General features: G+C 71.8%; 15 protein-coding genes. 10 read left to right on the top strand and 5 right to left on the bottom strand.

The annotated features are described in order from the left end of the window. Window positions 1-48 precede the first annotated feature (48 nt). Entirely contained in the window at window positions 49-1653 is a 1605-nt protein-coding gene (locus RNB18_RS16835) for an MFS transporter (protein WP_394817631.1), read from the bottom strand. 149 nt (window positions 1654-1802) lie between these two features. Between RNB18_RS16835 and RNB18_RS16830 the strand changes: the two genes are divergently transcribed. From RNB18_RS16830 to RNB18_RS16795, 8 genes are all read left to right on the top strand, one after another. Next, a complete protein-coding gene (locus tag RNB18_RS16830; protein WP_311714880.1) occupies window positions 1803-2798 on the top strand; it encodes an Lrp/AsnC family transcriptional regulator in 996 nt (331 codons plus the stop codon). A gap of 207 nt (window positions 2799-3005) precedes the next feature. Next, window positions 3006-4379: a Tat pathway signal sequence domain protein gene (locus tag RNB18_RS16825; RefSeq protein WP_311714879.1), complete on the top strand. Its 1374-nt coding sequence runs from the start codon at window positions 3006-3008 to the stop codon at window positions 4377-4379. 240 nt (window positions 4380-4619) lie between these two features. Beyond that, window positions 4620-6650: an iron uptake transporter permease EfeU gene (gene efeU, locus RNB18_RS16820; RefSeq protein ID WP_311714878.1), complete on the top strand. Its 2031-nt coding sequence runs from the start codon at window positions 4620-4622 to the stop codon at window positions 6648-6650. A gap of 38 nt (window positions 6651-6688) precedes the next feature. Next, entirely contained in the window at window positions 6689-7960 is a 1272-nt protein-coding gene (gene efeB / locus RNB18_RS16815) for an iron uptake transporter deferrochelatase/peroxidase subunit (protein ID WP_311715220.1), read from the top strand. A 160-nt stretch (window positions 7961-8120) separates the two neighbouring features. Further along, entirely contained in the window at window positions 8121-9113 is a 993-nt protein-coding gene (gene dhaK / locus RNB18_RS16810) for a dihydroxyacetone kinase subunit DhaK (protein ID WP_311714877.1), read from the top strand. 37 nt (window positions 9114-9150) lie between these two features. Continuing rightward, complete coding sequence (gene dhaL / locus RNB18_RS16805) at window positions 9151-9750, top strand: dihydroxyacetone kinase subunit DhaL (RefSeq protein ID WP_311714876.1); 600 nt, start codon at window positions 9151-9153, stop codon at window positions 9748-9750. After that, window positions 9743-10153, top strand: coding sequence for a PTS sugar transporter subunit IIA domain-containing protein (locus RNB18_RS16800; protein ID WP_311714875.1), 411 nt, complete (start codon window positions 9743-9745; stop codon window positions 10151-10153). Before dhaL ends, RNB18_RS16800 begins: the two co-directional genes overlap by 8 nt. A gap of 194 nt (window positions 10154-10347) precedes the next feature. Further along, entirely contained in the window at window positions 10348-11109 is a 762-nt protein-coding gene (locus tag RNB18_RS16795; RefSeq protein ID WP_311714874.1) for a glucose 1-dehydrogenase, read from the top strand. A 15-nt stretch (window positions 11110-11124) separates the two neighbouring features. Here RNB18_RS16795 and RNB18_RS16790 read toward each other — a convergent pair whose 3' ends face one another. Then, entirely contained in the window at window positions 11125-11823 is a 699-nt protein-coding gene (locus tag RNB18_RS16790; RefSeq protein ID WP_311714873.1) for a glycoside hydrolase family 75 protein, read from the bottom strand. A 348-nt stretch (window positions 11824-12171) separates the two neighbouring features. Between RNB18_RS16790 and RNB18_RS16785 the strand changes: the two genes are divergently transcribed. Further along, on the top strand, window positions 12172-13161 hold the full coding sequence (locus RNB18_RS16785; RefSeq protein ID WP_311714872.1) for a fibronectin type III domain-containing protein: 990 nt from the start codon (window positions 12172-12174) through the stop codon (window positions 13159-13161). A 167-nt stretch (window positions 13162-13328) separates the two neighbouring features. Continuing rightward, the gene (locus RNB18_RS16780; protein ID WP_311714871.1) at window positions 13329-13880 is read left to right on the top strand and encodes a hypothetical protein; all 552 of its coding nucleotides are present in this window, start codon (window positions 13329-13331) and stop codon (window positions 13878-13880) included. A 7-nt stretch (window positions 13881-13887) separates the two neighbouring features. Here the strand turns inward: RNB18_RS16780 and RNB18_RS16775 are convergent, their stop codons facing one another. The 3 genes from RNB18_RS16775 to RNB18_RS16765 form a co-directional block, all read right to left on the bottom strand. Then, entirely contained in the window at window positions 13888-14430 is a 543-nt protein-coding gene (locus tag RNB18_RS16775; RefSeq protein ID WP_311714870.1) for a PadR family transcriptional regulator, read from the bottom strand. Window positions 14431-14452: 22 nt separating this feature from the next. After that, window positions 14453-16468: an NADPH-dependent 2,4-dienoyl-CoA reductase gene (locus RNB18_RS16770; protein ID WP_311714869.1), complete on the bottom strand. Its 2016-nt coding sequence runs from the start codon at window positions 16466-16468 to the stop codon at window positions 14453-14455. Between the two features lie 108 nt (window positions 16469-16576). Further along, window positions 16577-17440, bottom strand: a complete 864-nt coding sequence (locus RNB18_RS16765) for a helix-turn-helix transcriptional regulator (RefSeq protein WP_311714868.1) — start codon at window positions 17438-17440, stop codon at window positions 16577-16579. Between the last annotated feature and the right edge of the window lie 70 nt (window positions 17441-17510).

Raw genomic sequence — 17510 nt, 5'->3', positions numbered from 1 at the left:
CGGAGCGTGGGGCGGGCGCGGGACCGGCCCCACCACCCACCCCGGGTGTCACACCTCAACCACCTTGACGGCCGCCGCACCCCCCGCCCCACCCGACGCGGCGACCTGCGTGTGCCCCGACCCCGCGCTCCGGGGCCGGCGCAGCAGAACGACTGCCACCACCGCGGCCAGCAGCGTGAGCGACCCCGCGACCGTCAGGCACAGGCGCAGACCGTCCAGGAAGGCCTCCCCCAAGGCGCCCATGACGCGCCCCGTGTCCGCCCCGAGGTCGAGCCCCGCGACCGCGCCCAGGCCTCCTTGGTCAGCCGCGGTCGCGATCCGCTCCCCCGCCGCCCCGGTCATCCCGGCGTCGGTGAGGTGGGCCGGGAAGCTGTCCAGCGCCCGGGTGGTCAGCAGCGCCCCCAGGACGGCCGGGCCGAGCGCACCGCCGAGCTGGCGGAAGGCGTTGTTGCCCGCCGCGGCCATACCGGCCAGGTGGTGCGGCACGGAGGCCACGGCCGTCGCGGTCATCGGCGTCATGACGGCCCCCATTCCCAGCCCCAGCGGCGCCAGCCGCCAGGCCAGGGAGACGAAGGAGGTGTCCGCGCCGACACCGGTCAGCGAGAACAGCGAGGCGGAGGTGACGACCAGACCGCCCGTGATCAGCACACGTGCGGAGACCCGGTGCATGAGGCGCCCGACGGGTCCGCCGACCAGGATGGCGCAGGCGGTCACCACCAGCATCCGCCAGCCCGCCTGCAGGGTGTCGAGTTGCTGCACCATCCCGAAGTACAGGCTGAGCAGGAAGAAGAAGCCGATCAGCGCGAGAAAGGCGATCATCGCGACGAGCGTGGTGGCGGTGAAGGCCGGGCTGCGGAACAGCGCGAGGTCGAGCATCGGACTGTCGCTGCGCCGCTCGGCGAGCACGAAGGCGACACCGGCCACGACGGCCACCGCGAGGGCCGTCAGCACCTTCGGGGCGGTGAAGGAGTCGGCTCCGCCCTCGATGACGCCGTAGACCAGGGCGGTGACCGCCACCGTGGCGGTGATCTGGCCGGGCCAGTCCAGCCGCCGCTCGTAGGGCGCACGCGAGTCGGTCAGCAGCCGTGCCGCGAAGACGGTGGCGAGCAGCGAGACAGGGATCGCCAGCAGGTAGATCCAGCGCCACGCGAAGTGGTCGAGGATCACTCCGGCGACGATCGGTCCGACGGCCAGCGCCGCCATGAGCGAGGTGGCCCACAGGCCGATGAACTTGCCGCGCTCCCGATGGTCGGGCACCGCGTGACTGATCAGCGCCAGCGTGATGGGCAGCAGCGTGGCCGCGCCGAGTCCGGCGAGGGCCTGCCCGATCCACAGCACCTGCGCCGACTGCGCGGTGAGCGCGACGACGGCACCGGCCGCGGAGAACAGCAGCCCTGCCTGGAACACCTTCTTGCGCCCGTGGACGTCGCCGACGACCCCTGCGGTCAGGATGAACGCGGCCATGGGCAGGACGAACGCGTCCTGGACCCACGACAGTTGGGCGGTCGTCGCGCCGAGCGCCGACTGGATGGCGGGCAGGCTCACGGCGACCGTGGTGACCGGCAGATAGGCGACGAAGGCGCCGAGGCAGGCCATGACGAGCGTGGCCGCCCGCCGGTCCGCCGACCCATGTGCCGGAGTCGTGACATTCACGGGGAACTCTCCTCTACGGCGACACGCGCCGCGGTCGTTCAGTGATTCGCTGGCGCCAGCATCGGTGAGAGCGAGCCAGATCCCCAACGCCACAGCCACAAGTGAACAGAAACATCCACCCATGCCCCTCGTGGTGCCAGACTTCCCTCATGCCCGACGAGATCGACAGAAAAATCCTCCGCGCCCTGCGCTACTCACCCCGTGCCTCGTTCCGGCTCATCGGCGAGGTCGCCGGAGTCTCGGAGCAGACCGCCGCCCGCCGCTACCAGGCCCTGCGGCGCGAGGGCGTGATGCGGGTGATCGGCCTGATCAACCCGGAGGCGCACGGCCAGGCCCGTTGGATCACCCGCATCCGCTGCCGTCCCGACCGTGTCGCCCCGCTGGCGGACGCCCTCACCCGCCGGCCCGACATCGCCTACGTCGGTCTCGCCTCCGGTGGCTCCGAGATCATCTGCATGATCCACTCACCGGTCGACGCTCCTCGCGACGACATCCTGCTCCGGCAGTTGCCCAAGGCGGCCTCCGTGCTGGACGTCAGCATCGACCTGCTGATCCACCCGTTCGGCACGGTCGGCACCTCCGAATGGTCCGGATACGGCGGCCATCTCACCCCCGACGAGGTGGCCCGGCTCACCGCCGACCGGCCGCCCGCGCCCTCCAGCACCCTCCAGCCACCCACCGCCGAGGACACCCCGCTCCTCGAAGCCCTCGCCGAGGACGGCCGTACCACCCACACCCGGCTCGCGGAACTCACCGGCTGGTCGAAGGCACGCGTCACCCGCCGGCTCGACGCCCTGGAGTCCTCGGGTGCCCTCTCCTACGAGGTCGACCTGCTCCCCGAGCGTCTGGACCACCACCTCAACGCCACTCTCTGGTTGCGGGTGGCCCCGGCCCATCTCCACCGTGTCGGCGAGGAGTTGGCCGGACACGACGAGGTGGCCTTCGCCGGCGCCATGAGCGGCGACCACAACATCATGGTCGTCGCCAACTGCCGTGATGCGGAGGACTTCTACCGCTACCTCACGACCCGCGTGGCGGCTGTCCCCGGCATCGACGCCTACAGCGTCAGCATCCGCGTCCGCCGCCTCAAACAGGCCGCGTCCCTCATCGCCCACGGCAGGCTGGTCCCTCCGGGGCCTGCATGAAGACACGCCGAAGATCAGCACCCGCCCGCAGACGGCGCCGCCTGCTGATCGATTCCCGAACGCGTCCCCTCGCCTGATCATCGCTTCTTCCGAGCGCCAACTGCTGTTCGGATCAGAAGCGTTGACCGGCTCCTGGACCAACAGCAGAATGATCCCGCCACTTTGAGAGCGCTCTCACGACTCGCTCGCACCTCCCCGAGGAGACCCATGACCGGCCGCCCCCGCCCACCCCTCAGCCGCCGTACGCTCATCGGGACAGGTCTCGGTGTCGCGGTCCTCACCGCGGCCGGCAGCGGTACGGCCCGCGCCGCACAGCCCACCTCCGCGGCCTCCGCGCCACGGCGTGCGCAGGCCTTCCTCGCCGTCGCCATGGACGCCTACCCGGACCACGGCACGATCCGGCTCACCCAGAGCTACACGGACCAGGCGGGACTGTTCAGCACGGCGTTCACCTACGACAACGCCCTCGCGATCCTGGCTCATCTCGCCTGCCCCGCGGGCGAGTCGCGGGCCGTGGCCCTCGGTGACGCGCTGCTGTACGCCCAGGCCCACGACCCTGTGTACGACGACGGCCGACTGCGGCAGGCCTACAACGTGGGGCCGTACACCTTCTACGACGGCTCCCCGCAGCCGGACGGGTTCGTCAAGGCGGACGGCACGGCCAACGTCGGTACGCAGTTCGGCTTCACCGGGACCGCCGTGGGCGACATGGCGTGGGCCGGTATCGCGCTCAGCGCGCTCGCCGGGCGGACCGGTGAGCGGCGCTTCCTCACCGGCGCGGTGCGGATCGGCGAGTGGATCGAGCGGGTGGGACGGACCGACGAGCCGCTGGGCGGCTACAAGTTCGGGGTCAACGGGGCCGACGAGAAACTGCCGTTCACCTCGACCGAGCACAACACCGACCTGGTCGGCCTGTTCGGACGGCTCGCCCGGCTGACCGGCGACAAGGTCTGGCGGGAGCGCCGTGCGCGGGCCAGGGCCTTCGTCGAGAAGATGTGGGAGCCGTCGGGGGGCTTCTTCTACACGGGCAGCAACGACGGTGTGACGATCAACAAGTCCCCGATCCCGGAGGACACCCAGACCTGGACCCACCTCGCTCTCGCCTCCCCGGCCCACTCCCGCTCCCTCGACTGGGCGGCGACCGAGCTGGCCGTGCTGGACACGGCCGACCGCCCCAACAGCACGGTCCCCTCCGGTCAGCCCTACGAGGGCGTCACCTTCAGCTCCGCGAGCCTGTCGGCGAACGAGGGTGCCCCCATAGCCGACGGCCAGCCCAGGCCGGACCGCAACGGCGTCTGGTTCGAGGGGACCGCCCACCTCGCGCTCGCCCTGCGCGACCGGGGCCACTCCGGCGACGAGAAGCGCGCCCGCCGCCTGCTCGGCTCGATCGAGCGCGCCCAGGACCTCCTCGGCGACGCCCAGACGGTCGGTGGCACGGCCCTCCCGGCCCGCTCCGGGGTCGTCTCGGCGAGCAGCCCGCTCGACACCGGTTTCGGGTTCGGCTACTACCCCTACCGGCACACCGGCGCCACCGCCTGGTACCTCCTGGCCGCGTCCCGCGCCAATCCGCTGCGGGCCTGACTCCCCACCCGGTCACCACGGGGTCGAGTGGCGGCGCGCGTCGTTGAGTTCGGCGTCGCGCCGCTTGAGATGACGGCGATCTTTGCTGCCCCATTGCGCTGACATGACCGGATAACTGCTGATCCATGACCGGACAGCGGCATACCCGCACGCATGATGGTCGGCGTAGGTAAGGCGTGCCTTCGCTAACCAAACGACGACGGCGGCCGAGGTCAACTGTCAGGAAGGGTCGCCGCAGCCATGTGGGACGACGCGTTTCCGAGCTTTCTCATCGGGCTGAGGGAGGGTCTCGAGGCCGGGCTCATCGTCTCCGTTCTCATCGCCACGTTGGTGCGGTCCGGTGCCCGGTCCCGGCTGCCGCAGGTGTGGACGGGCGTCCTGGCCGCGATCTCCCTCGCGCTGAGTTTCGGCGCGGTGCTGACCTTCACCGCCGCGTCCCTGTCCGCGACCGCCCAGGAGGCGTTCGGCGGCGCGCTGAGCGTGGTGGCCGTCGGCTTCGTCACCGCGATGGTGTTCTGGATGCGCCGCTCGGCGCGCACCTTCTCCCGTGAGATCCGGGAGAAGGTCACCGGAGCGCTGGGCATGGGCGCGGGCATGCTGATCGTCACCTCGTTCCTGGCGGTGGGCCGCGAGGGTCTGGAGACCGCGCTGTTCCTGTGGACCACGGCCCGCGCGGCCGGCGAGTCCGCTGGTCCGCTGACCGGCGCCGGGATCGGCCTGGTCCTCGCGGCGGGCCTGTGCTGGGCGCTGTACCGCCGCGTCCTGCACATCAACCTGACGAAGTTCTTCACCGCCACCGGTGCCGTCCTCATCGTGATCGCGGCCGGCGTGCTCGGGTACGGGCTGCGCGACCTCCAGGAGGGCAAGGTGCTGCCCGGCGGGACGTCGTACGCCGTCGATCTCGGCGGCAGCGTGGACGCGGGGGCCTGGTACAGCACCCTCGTGCAGGGCGTGTTCAACCTGACGCCGACCATGACCTGGCTCCAGGTGGCCGGGTACGCCGGCTATCTCGCGGTCGTGATGACGCTCTTCCTGCGCGGCGCGTCGACCCGGCCCGCGAAGACCGTCCCGAAGGCGCGAGCGACGAAGCCCGCTGGTCCGCATCCCGCCCGCCGCCGCCCCGCCTGGGTGGCCCCCGTCGCGGTCGTCGCCGCACCCGCCGTACTGGCGGGAGCAGCCGTCGCCCTCGGTGGTTCCCGGCCCGCAGACGGCCAGACCGTGGCCGTGTCCCAGACGGACTGCGGCAAGGGCTTCACCGCGCCGAAGGCCGGGCGGCAGACCTTCCAGATGCGCAACACCGGCGACAAGACCTCCGAGGTGTACCTCATCGACCCGGGCACCGGCGCGGTCTACGGCGAGGTCGAGGGCCTCGCTCCCGGCACCACCCGCGACCTGGTGGCGACCGTCGCGGGCGGCACGTACGCCTGGCGCTGTGTGCCCAGCAGCGGCAAGGCGGTCACCTCCCGCGCGGTCCGGGTCACGGGTGGCGGTGGGGCCACCGCGGTCCTTCCCGTCTCCGCCCACGACCTCGCCGCGCCACTCACGTCGTACAAGGCATACGTCGACGGCGGTCTGGCCACTCTCGTCGCCCGGACCCTCCGGCTCAGCGACGACATCGCGGCCGGCCATCTCGGTGCGGCCCGCACCGACTGGCTGACCGCGCAGCGCACCTACTCCTCGCTCGGCGCCGCCTACGGCACGTTCCAGGACTACGACCAGAAGATCGACGGCAGGCCCGACGGGCTGCCCGGCGGAGTGCACGACAAGGACTTCACCGGCTTCCACCGGATCGAGTACGGGCTGTGGCACGGCCAGACCGCGAGCGAACTGACCGCGCCCGCACAGCAACTCGCCGCCGACGCGGCCGGCCTGCGCAAAGCCTTTCCCGCCCAGGACTTCGATCCCGGCGACCTGCCCCTGCGCGCCCACGAGATCCTGGAGAACACCCTCCAGTTCGAACTCACCGGCGACGCCGACCAGGGCAGCGGCACCGAACTCGCCACCGCCGACGCCAACCTCACCGGCACCCGCGAACTCCTCACCGTCCTGCGGCCGTTGCTGACCACCCGCGCGCCGCACCTGCTCCCCACCGTCGACGCGGACACCGCCCGGCTGCAGAAGCTGCTCGACTCCGCGCACCACGGCGGGAGTTGGACCCCGGTCGACCGTCTCGACGCGACCGCGCGGGCGCGGCTGAACGGAGCCACAGGCCAGCTCCTGGAGGACCTCTCGCCGGTGCCGGACCTGCTGGAGATCAGGAAGTCCGCGTGAAGACCCACGACCACGAACGCCCCGAAGGGAACCACCCCATGCCGTCGACCGAAGCATCAGGCTGTCCCGCGGGGGCCGGCCGCCGCTCCTTCGTGCGGACGGCCCTCGGTGCCTCAGCCGCGAGCGCCGCACTGGCCGGCGGCGCCTTCGCCCTGAGCGCGAGCGGCGGCACGGCCGAGGCGCAGGCCGCGGACACCCCAGGCACCGCGAAAGTGCCCTTCCACGGCGCCCACCAGGCAGGCATCCTCACCCCGGCACCGGCCGCGGCCACCTTCGTCTCCTTCGACGTCATCACCGACGACCGCGCACAACTGGCCGACCTGCTACGGACGTTGACGACACGCGCCCGCTACCTCACCTCCGGCGGCACCCCCGCCGACCTCGGCGTCGGCGCCCCGCCCTCCGACAACGGCATCCTCGGCCCGGACGTCCCCGCCGACGCCCTCACCGTCACCGTGGGTGTCGGAGCCTCCCTCTTCGACGACCGCTACGGCCTCGCGAAGGCGAAGCCGCGCCGGCTCACCCCGATGCGGACCTTCCCCAACGACAACCTGGACCCGGCCGCCTGCCACGGCGACCTGTCCCTGCAACTCTGCGCCGCCCGCCAGGACACGGTGCTGCACGCGCTGCGCGACATCGCCAAGCACACCCGTGGCGCGATGCAGATCAAGTGGCGCGTCGACGGCTTCCAGAACGTCCCCCGCCCCAGCGGCGCCCAGCGCAACCTCCTCGGCTTCAAGGACGGCATCGCCAACCCGGAGGTGACCTCGGCACGTGAGATGAACCGTCTCGTGTGGGTCGGGGCCGGGCAGGGCGAGCCGGCCTGGGCGACCGGCGGCTCCTATCAGGTCATCCGTGTCATCCGGATGCTCGTCGAGTTCTGGGACCGGGTCTCGCTGTCCGAGCAGGAGCTGATGTTCGGCCGCCGCAAGGACACCGGCGCCCCGCTCGACGGTGCCAAGGAGACCGACGTCCCGCGCTATGCCAAGGATCCGCACGGCACCGCGATACCCCTCGACGCCCACATCCGCCTCGCCAACCCGCGCACCAGCAGGACCGACAACTCCCGTATCCTGCGCCGGGGTTACAACTACGACCGCGGGATCGACGATGTCGGCAACCTGGACATGGGCCTGGTGTTCTGCTGCTACCAGCAGGACGTGCAGCGCCAGTTCGAGGCCACCCAGACCCGTCTGATCGACGAACCCCTCGTCGACTACATCTCCCCGACCGGCGGCGGCTATTTCTTCGCCCTGCCCGGCGTCCACGGCTCCACCGACTGGCTGGGCCGGGAACTGCTCGCGACGTGAGGTGCCGCTCGGCCAGGCGCATGCGGTGACGGCATCGTGCCGGGAGAATCGAGGCGGAAGGCCAGGGGGTACGACTGGGCGGGGGCTACTGGCCACACTGGTTCTGAACTGTTAGAACGCAGACGACGAGCCCATCTGCCATCCTGACCCGGAGGAACTCATGAAGATGCTGATCAACGTCCCGGAAACCGTGGTCGCGGACGCTCTGCGCGGTATGGCGGCCGCCCATCCGGAGTTGACCGTGGATGTCGAGAACCGTGTGATCGTACGGCGGGACGCCCCCGTCGCCGGGCAGGTCGCCCTGATCTCCGGTGGCGGCTCGGGGCACGAGCCGCTGCACGGCGGTTTCGTCGGACCCGGCATGTTGTCCGCGGCCTGCCCGGGCGAGGTGTTCACGTCCCCGGTCCCGGACCAGATGGTGCGGGCGGCGGCCGCCGTGGACAGCGGGGCCGGTGTGCTGTTCATCGTGAAGAACTACACGGGGGACGTGCTGAACTTCGACATGGCCGCCGAACTCGCCGAGGACGAGGGCATTCAGGTGGCGAAGGTCCTGGTCAACGATGACGTGGCGGTCACGGACAGCCTCTACACGGCCGGTCGGCGGGGTACCGGCGCCACCCTGTTCGTGGAGAAGATCGCGGGCGCCGCGGCGGCGGAGGGGCAGCCGCTGGAGCGGGTGGAGGCGGTCGCCCGGCAGGTCAACGAGAACTCCCGGAGTTTCGGCGTCGCGCTGAGCGCCTGCACCACGCCCGCCAAGGGCAGCCCCACCTTCGATCTGCCGGCCGGCGAGCTGGAGCTGGGGGTCGGCATCCACGGCGAGCCCGGCCGGGAGCGGCGGGCGATGATGACCTCGCGGGAGATCGCCGACTTCTCGGTGCACGCGATCCTGGACGACATGAGCCCACGCAATCCCGTCCTCGTCCTGGTCAACGGCATGGGAGCCACCCCGCTCCTGGAGCTGTACGGCTTCAACGCCGAGGTCCAGCGGGTGCTCGCCGACCGTGGGGTCGCCGTCGCCCGCACCCTGGTCGGCAACTACGTCACCTCGCTCGACATGGCCGGTGCCTCGGTCACCCTGTGCCAGGTGGACGAGGAGCTGCTGCGGCTGTGGGACGCGCCGGTGAGGACACCGGGGCTGCGCTGGGGCGTGTGAGCAAGCGATCAACGTACCGACCACGCAAGGAGATCCAGTGCTCGACGCCGACTTCTTCCGCCGTTGGATGACGGTGACCGCCGCCTCCGTCGAACGCGAGGCGGAACACCTCACCGCCCTCGACTCCCCCATCGGGGACGCCGACCACGGCAGCAACCTTCAGCGCGGATTCACCGCGGTGGCCGCGACCCTCGAGAAGGAGGCCCCGGACACGCCGGGGGCGGTCCTCACCCTCGCCGGACGGCAGCTCATCTCGACGGTCGGCGGCGCTTCCGGGCCCCTGTACGGGACCCTGCTGCGACGGACCGGCAAGGCACTCGGCGACGCCGGTGAGGTCAGTGAGGAACAGCTCGCCGAGGCGCTGCGAGCGGGGGTGGAGGCGGTCATGACGCTGGGCGGGGCCGCCCCGGGCGACAAGACCATGATCGACACGCTGGTGCCGGCCGTCGACGCACTCGGTACCGGCTTCGCCGCGGCCCGGACGGCCGCCGAACAGGGGGCCCTGGCCACCACGCCGTTGCAGGCCCGCAAGGGGAGGGCGAGTTATCTGGGCGAGCGCAGTATCGGACACCAGGACCCGGGCGCGACCTCGGCCGCCCTGTTGATCGCCGCGCTCGCGGAGGCCGCAGGTGAGTGACGCAAAGCTGGTCGGAATCGTGCTGGTGTCGCACAGCGCGGAGGTCGCCGCGTCCGTCGCGGAGCTCGCGAAGGGGCTCGTGGGCGGTGGCGCGGAGGTGCTCGTCGCGGCGGCCGGGGGCACCGAGGGCGGCGGACTCGGTACGAGTGCGGAGCTGATCGCCGGCGCCGCCGCGGCCGTGGACCGGGGAGCCGGGATCGCCGTTCTGGCCGACCTCGGCAGCGCGGTGCTCACGGTCAAGGCGCTGCTGGCGGAGGGCGACGAACTCCCGGACGGCACCCGACTGGTGGACGCTCCGTTCGTCGAGGGCGCGGTGGCCGCGGTCGTCACGGCCGCGACGGGAGCGGACCTCGCGGCGGTGGAGGCGGCCGCCGCGGAGGCGTACAGCTACCGGAAGGTGTGACAGCACCCGCCACAGCCACTATCCGACCCCTCTCGCCGCGACGGCGAGGGCCGAGCGCAAGGTATCCATCAGCTCGGTCTCCGCCGTCGCACGCTTGGTGCCCGTGTCGGCGGTCGCGTGAACGTGGCCGGGGTGGCGACAGCGCACGACGGAGCACCCGCGCGGGACCAGGCACTGACCGAAGGGAGCACCCCATGGCCGGAGAATTCGAGGGACGCGGCGTCATCGTCACCGGAGCGGGTTCGGGCATCGGGCGCGCGGCAGCCCTGGCCTTCGCCGCCCGGGGTGCCCGGGTCCTGGTCGCGGACCTCAACGCCGTGGCCGCGGAAACCGTCGTCAAGGAGATCGACGAGACGGGCGGCACCGCGGTCGCCGTCACGGGCGACCTCAGCGAGCAGGCCGTGGTGGACCAGGTGACGCGAACCGCCGTGGAACGGTTCGGCGGCGTGGACGTCCTGGTGAACAACGCCGGGATCATGGACCGGATGTCGGCGCTCGCGGACGTGAGCGACGCGGAGTGGGAGCGGGTCATACGGGTCAATCTGACCGCGCCCTTCCTGCTCACCCGGGCCGTACTCCCGCACATGCTGGCGGCGGGCAGGGGCGCGATCGTGAACACCGCCTCCGAGGCGGGCCTGCGCGGCAGCACGGCGGGCGCCGCCTACACGGCCTCGAAGCACGGCTTGGTGGGTCTGACGAAGAACCTCGCGGTGATGTACCGCAAGCAGGGGATCCGCGCGAACGCCATCGCCCCGGGCGGCACCGCCACCTCCATCGTCGTGGACGCCGACCGGGAGGCCCACGGCCCGGCGGCGCTCGGCCCGCACTTCGTCAATGCCGGCCGTTTGGCCGAGCCCGAGGAACAGGCCGCCGCGATCGTGTTCCTCGCCTCGGACGCGGCGAGCAACATCAACGGCGTGGTCCTGCCCGTGGACGACGGCTGGTCGGCGGTCTGACGGATTAGCCCCGCGTCATTTCGCCCCTACGAACAGTCTCGCCAGCCGCTCCCCCGCTGCGACGGCGGCGGCATGATCCTCGATCGGCTTCACCTGCACGTCCTTGAAGACGATGTAGGTGACGCCGGAGGGCGCTCCGCCGCCGCGCGGATCGGGACGGATCCCGAGGGCCTTCGCGGTGGCGTAGGACGCCTCGCCGATGATGCGGTCCGGGCCCACGTCCCCGACGACGGCGTACTGCACCCGGTCCCCGTACACGACGGCCGCGACCGCGCCGCCGCGCACGCCGTGCTCGCGGTAGTCCCAGATCCCGCTCGGGGCCGGCACCACGATGTACGGCAGGGTTTCGGCGCTCAGGTAGCGGCCGTCGGACTGCTGGTAGGCGGTGGCGTCGGAGAACAGCGGGTCGGTGCGGCGGTTGCAGTGGCTGCCGGGCCGGCCGTCGCAGTCGATGTCCATGTCGGCCTTCCAGAAGACGGCCTGACGGGTGCCGCAGACCGGGATGGTCGCCGCCGTGCCGTCGTCACTGCGGTAGTGGCCGCGTGAGACGGGGGCGCACTCCCGCACCCTGGCCAGCAGGTCGGCGGCCTCGACGTCGCCCTCGCGCCGCACCGCCTGCTCCGTCCGGGCGGCGGCGAGTTCCGTGGCGGGGGACGTCGTCGGGGCGAGCAGAGCGGCACTTGCCGCGGCCAGCGTCAGCGACTGGACACGCACGATAAGGGACCCTCTCCTTGGAGGCATCGACGAGCACTCAGCCCAATCTGATGCCGACTCAGCGATGCGGCCACCGTAGGGGTCCGGACGGGGCAGGACCGGGAGCCCGAGCCCTCGACGAACCCGGGCCTCCCGGCCACCCGTACCGGCGCGGGGACAGCGACGACAGCAGCCCGCGCCACCAGCGCGAACTCCCCTTTCCTCATGGAGAGTTCGGCCGTGAAGACCCTCAGCATACGTAACCCTGCCGAGCCCGACCCATATGGTCCGCCCTCTTGATACGAACACACAGCGGCGCCATATTGGTCCGGACCATTGCAGTGATGCCCTCACCGGGGAGGCAGCGACGTGCCCGTTCCCCTACGACGTTCCGCGCTGCTCTGCGCACTGCTCGCGCTGCTCGCCTCCTGCGCGTGGGGCGGGACCGGGGACGGCGAGAGCGACCGGCTGCCCGCCGCACCCGTGGGTGTCACCGCCGCCGCGGGCAGCGCGACCAGCGTGCACGTGATGTGGAACGCCGTGTCCTCCGAGGCGGGCATCCACGGCTACGAGGTATATCGCGGCACCACGAAGGTCAAGGATGTGCCGGGCTCACAGCACATGGTGGATGTCACCAGACTCAGGCCCGCCACTCCGTATGTCTTCAGCGTGCGGGCCCGTGACACGGAGGGACGCCTCGGCCCACCCAGCCGGGAGGTGCGGGCGACGACTCCGGCGGCCACGGCGGCGGACCGCTCGGCCCCGACACGCCCCGGCGAGCTGCGCGGCCGGACGGCGGGCAGCCGGGCCGTCCAGCTGACGTGGGCTGCCTCGGCGGACGACCGGGACGTGGTGTCGTACGACATCTATCAGGGCGATACGAAGATCCACAGTGTGGGCGGGAACCAGACGGCGGCCGTGGTCACCGGGCTGCGTCCGGGCACCCGCTACTCCTTCACCGTCCGGGCCCGGGACGCGGCCGACAACCTCTCGCCGGCCGGCGACAGCGTCCGTCTGACCACGCCGGGCAGCGACGACGGCCGGGGCACCGCACCGGTGGACTTCCGTGCGACCACCCGGCGGGAGGCCGACGGCGCGTACTACCTCGACCTGGCCTGGGTGCCGCCCGAGACGGACGGCGTCGTCACGGAGTACCAGGTCCGCCTCGACGGCAGGGCGGCCACCTCGCTCGTGTTCGGCGGGACGCCTCCGCGCGGCAGGGCGACGTACAGCTTCTACCTGGGACGCGAGGCCGGGGAGAGCCACCGGGTGCGGATCCGGGCGCGGCTGCCCGACGGCACCTGGGGCGGACTGTCGGCCGAAAGGACGGTGACGACGGGCTCTGCCAGTGACCGGTGACGGCTCTTCACGCCTGCGCCGGACGGGGGAACCCGTCACCTGCCCGGCGGCGCTCCGCATGCGGGCCGGACCGTATGCACGTTGGCTCTCCCTGAGGCAGCACGGCCCTTCCCCCACCTCGGCGGCGCCACGGATGTACCGCCAACCGTGCCGCCGGAGGGCAGTCCATGCGCACTACTCAGCTACTTCTCCGCTCCGGCCTGACCGTCGCGGCCGTCGCCGCGCTGCCGCTCGCCCTGACCGCCGGGCCGGCCGCCGCCGCGCCGGGCATCTCCGTGAGCACCTCCGGATCCACGGTCTCCGTCACGACCACGGCATGCTCCCGCACCGCGCCCACCGGCGGCTGGGGCACCGCCTCGCTGCTCACCAGCAGCCAGGCGAACTTCAGCCAGGGCCGCCAGGTGGCCCTGTCGGGAACCACTTCCCTGCAGTCCGCGGCCTGGTCGAGCGTGAGCCCCGGGACGTACACCGTCATCGTAAGGTGCGCCTTCAACAACAGCACCGCGGGCACCCAGTCGATCATCGTCTCGGGGGCCGCGACACCCACGATCTCGGCGACGGCAACGGCCTCCCCGTCCCGTGGTGTCATGGGCGGCCTGGGCGGCGCCACCAAGGACTACGGCACCCTGACGCTGGCAGTCGGCGGCGGCCTGGTCGCGGTCGGCGGGGTGGCCGCTGTCTGGTTCCTGCGTCGCCGGTCGCGGCCGTACCGCCTCTGAAAGCCCTTCAGCTGTCCGGGAGTCCGGCGAACTCCTCCAGTGCCTCGGTGAGCCACTGGGTCCAGAAGGTCTCCAGTTCGATGCCCGCGCGCAGGACCAGGTGCTGAAGCCTGGCCTGCGCGCTGTCGTTCCCGGGCGGGAAGTCGCGCTTCTCGATGTCCTCGTACTCGGCCAACTGCCGCCGGTGCAGGTCGAGATGGCGTCGCAGGTCGGCTTCGAGGCCCTCCGTGCCGACGACGGCGGCCGCGCGCAGCCGCAGCAGCAGCGTGTCCCGGTGCGGCTTGGGGTCCTGCGCCGCGGCCGTCCAGCGTTCGAGTTCGGCGCGGCCCGCGGGCAGGACCTCGTAGCTCTTCTTCTGCCCGCGGGTCGGCTGGGCTGCGGGCAGGGCCCGGATAAAGCCCTCGGCCTCGAGTTTTCCCAGCTCGCGATAGATCTGCTGGTGCGAGGCCGACCAGAAGTAGCCGATCGACCTGTCGAACCGACGGGTCAGGTCCAGCCCCGCCGACGGCCTTTCGAGCAGAGCGGTGAGGATCGCGTGCGGGAGTGACATGGAGTCATCCTAGGGACGCCCCCTAGAGGGCGGCCGCGACCTCGGTGCCCTGCTTGATCGCCCGCTTGGCGTCCAGCTCGGCGGCCACGTCGGCCCCGCCGATCAGGTGCGCGCTGCGGCCCGCGGCGACGAGCTCCTCGTACAGATCCCGGCGCGGATCCTGCCCGGTGCACAGCACGACGGTGTCGACCTCCAGGACCGTGCTCTCCTCGCCGACGGTGACATGCAGTCCTGCGTCGTCGATACGGTCGTAGCGCACGCCCGGGACCATGGTGACGCCCCGGTGCTTGAGCTCGGTGCGGTGGATCCAGCCGGTGGTCTTGCCGAGCCCGGCGCCGACCTTGCTGGTCTTGCGCTGGAGGAGGTGCACGGTGCGCGGCGGGGCGGGGCGTTCGGGGGCCGCGAGTCCGCCGGGTGCCGTGTAGTCCATGTCGACGCCCCACTGGCGGAAGTACGTCTCGGGGTTCTCGTGCGCCTTGTCGCCGCCGTCGGTGAGGAACTCGGCGACGTCGAAGCCGATGCCCCCGGCGCCGAGGATCGCCACCCGGTCGCCGACGGGGGCGCCGTCGCGCAGGACATCGAGGTAGCCGACCACGCTGGGGTGGTCGACGCCCGGGATGTCGGGGGTGCGCGGGGTGACGCCGGTGGCGACGACGACCTCGTCGTAGGCGGACAAGTCCCCCGCGTCCACGGGGGTGTTCAGCCGTACGTCCACGCCGTGGGCGTCGAGTTGGTGGCGGAAGTAGCGGATCGTCTCGTCGAACTCCTGCTTGCCGGGGACCCGGCGGGCCACGTTGAGCTGGCCGCCGATCTCGCTCGCGGCGTCGAAGAGCGTGACGTCATGGCCGCGTTCGGCGGCGGAGACCGCGCAGGCGAGTCCCGCCGGGCCGGCTCCGACGACCGCCACGCGTTTGCGCAGCCGGGTCGGGGACAGCACCAGTTCGGTCTCGTGGCAGGCGCGCGGGTTGACCAGGCAGGAGGTGATCTTCCCGCTGAAGGTGTGGTCGAGACAGGCCTGGTTGCAGCCGATGCAGCTGTTGATGGCCTCGGGACGGCCCTCGGCCGCCTTGTTCACGAACTCCGGGTCGGCGAGCATCGGGCGGGCCATCGACACCATGTCCGCGTACCCGTCGGCGAGCAACTCCTCGGCCAGTTCGGGGGTGTTGATGCGGTTGGTGGTGACGAGCGGGATCGACACCTCGCCCATGAGCCGCTTCGTCACCCAGGTGTAGGCGCCGCGCGGCACCGAGGTCGCGATGGTGGGGATGCGGGCCTCGTGCCAGCCGATGCCGGTGTTGATGATCGTGGCCCCGGCGGCCTCGACGGCCTTGGCGAGCGTGATCACCTCGTCCAGCGTCGAGCCACCCGGGACGAGGTCCAGCATGGACAGCCGGTAGACGATGATGAAGTCCTCGCCGACCGCCTCGCGCACTCGCCGCACGATCTCCACGGGGAAGCGCATGCGGTTCTCGTACGACCCGCCCCAGCGGTCGGTGCGGTGGTTGGTCTGCGCGGCGATGAACTCGTTGATGAGGTAGCCCTCGGAGCCCATGATCTCCACGCCGTCGTAGCCGGCCTGCCGGGCGAGGCGGGCGGCGCGGGCGTAGTCGCCGATGGTCCGCTCGACCTCGGCGTCGGTGAGCTCGCGGGGCGGGAAGGGGCTGATCGGCGCCTGCAGGGGGCTGGGGGCGACGAGGTCCTGGTGGTAGGCGTACCGGCCGAAGTGCAGGATCTGCATCGCGATCCGGCCGCCCTCGCGGTGCACGGCCTCGGTGATGGCCCGGTGCTGCTCGGCCTCCGCGTCGGTGGTGAGCTTGGCACCGCCCTCGTACGGCCGCCCCTCGTCGTTGGGCGCGATGCCGCCGGTGACGATCAGGCCCACTCCCCCGCGCGCTCGCTCCGCGTAGAAGGCGGCCATGCGCTCGAAGCCGCGCTCGGCCTCCTCCAGGCCCACGTGCATGGAGCCCATCAGGACGCGGTTGGGCAGCGTGGTGAAGCCCAGGTCGAGCGGGTTCAGCAGGTGCGGGTATCGGCTCATGGGGCCCCTCCGTCGCGGTCTCGTGCCTCTCTGTTGTAGAGGACCGCGGCATCTTTGTGCAACTAGTTGCATAACCAGGGAGGGGTGATACGAACCACGTCGGTGCCCTCAGGTGTGTGCGTCCTTGTCGGCGGCCTCGTCGGAGTGAGCCGCGTCCGCGGCGAGACTCCCCAGCAGGGAGAGCGCCTGCTCGGACGGGCTTCCCGGAACGGCCTGGTAGACGACCAGTTGCTGGCCCGGGGCACTGTTGACGGTCAACGACTCGTAGTCCAGGGTCAGTTCGCCGACCAGCGGATGCTGGAAGCGTTTGCTCTCGCGGGTCTTGCGGCGGATGTCGTGGCGGGCCCAGAGCCTGCGGAACTCCTCGCTGCGCAGCGACAGTTCGCCGACCGTGGCGAACAGCCGCGGGTCCTCGTGACCGGTTCCGGCGGCGGCCCGCAGCGCGGCCACGGTGTTCACCGCCACTGGCTCCCAGTCCGGGTAGAACTCCCGGGCGTCCGGGTCGAGGAAGACCAGCCGCAGCAGGTCCCCGCTGTGGGTGTGACCGGCGAACAGCGCGCCGCCGAGAACGTTGTGGGCCAGCACGGTCAGGCAATGGTCCAGGACCACTGCCGGAGTGCGGTGCCAGCCCTCCATCATCCGCAGCAGGGCGGGGCTGACCGGCCGGGGGCGCGAAGGGCCCTGGGTACGGCCGGCGACGGGACGCGCCAGCCGGTGCAGGTGGTCGACGGCGTCCTCCTCCAGGCCCAGGACGCGTGCCAGCGCCTCGATCACCTGAGCCGAGGGGTTCCGCTCGCGTCCCTGCTCCAGGCGGACGTAGTAGTCGGTGCTGACCCCGGCCAGCACCGCGACCTCTTCCCGGCGCAGGCCCGCCACCCGGCGCCGGCTCCCGGCCGGCAGCCCCGCGTCCTCGGGCCGGACGAGGGCACGGCGGGCGCGCAGGAAGAGGCCGAGCCGGTTGTCACTGTCCATGCCGTCGACCCTAGGTCCGGTCACGGGCCCACGGGAGTCCGCAAGGTGGCCGCGGTACTCCTACGATCCG

The organism is Streptomyces doebereineriae (genome assembly GCF_031845645.1).
GTDB classification, from domain to species: domain Bacteria; phylum Actinomycetota; class Actinomycetes; order Streptomycetales; family Streptomycetaceae; genus Streptomyces; species Streptomyces canus.
The sequence above is the reverse complement of the archived record's forward strand: the minus strand, read 5'-3'. Positions and strand labels throughout refer to the sequence as shown.

Bases quoted from the DNA above. Each gene is read 5' to 3' on its own strand.
- RNB18_RS16830 (WP_311714880.1), top strand. From the start codon at position 1,803: ATGCCCGACGAGATCGACAGAAAAATCCTCCGCGCCCTGCGCTACTCA.
- RNB18_RS16780 (WP_311714871.1), top strand. From the start codon at position 13,329: ATGCGCACTACTCAGCTACTTCTCCGCTCCGGCCTGACCGTCGCGGCC.
- dhaK (WP_311714877.1), top strand. From the start codon at position 8,121: ATGAAGATGCTGATCAACGTCCCGGAAACCGTGGTCGCGGACGCTCTG.
- efeU (WP_311714878.1), top strand. From the start codon at position 4,620: ATGTGGGACGACGCGTTTCCGAGCTTTCTCATCGGGCTGAGGGAGGGT.
- RNB18_RS16795 (WP_311714874.1), top strand. From the start codon at position 10,348: ATGGCCGGAGAATTCGAGGGACGCGGCGTCATCGTCACCGGAGCGGGT.
- RNB18_RS16765 (WP_311714868.1), bottom strand. From the start codon at position 17,440: ATGGACAGTGACAACCGGCTCGGCCTCTTCCTGCGCGCCCGCCGTGCC.
- RNB18_RS16825 (WP_311714879.1), top strand. From the start codon at position 3,006: ATGACCGGCCGCCCCCGCCCACCCCTCAGCCGCCGTACGCTCATCGGG.
- RNB18_RS16770 (WP_311714869.1), bottom strand. From the start codon at position 16,468: ATGAGCCGATACCCGCACCTGCTGAACCCGCTCGACCTGGGCTTCACC.
- RNB18_RS16775 (WP_311714870.1), bottom strand. From the start codon at position 14,430: ATGTCACTCCCGCACGCGATCCTCACCGCTCTGCTCGAAAGGCCGTCG.
- efeB (WP_311715220.1), top strand. From the start codon at position 6,689: ATGCCGTCGACCGAAGCATCAGGCTGTCCCGCGGGGGCCGGCCGCCGC.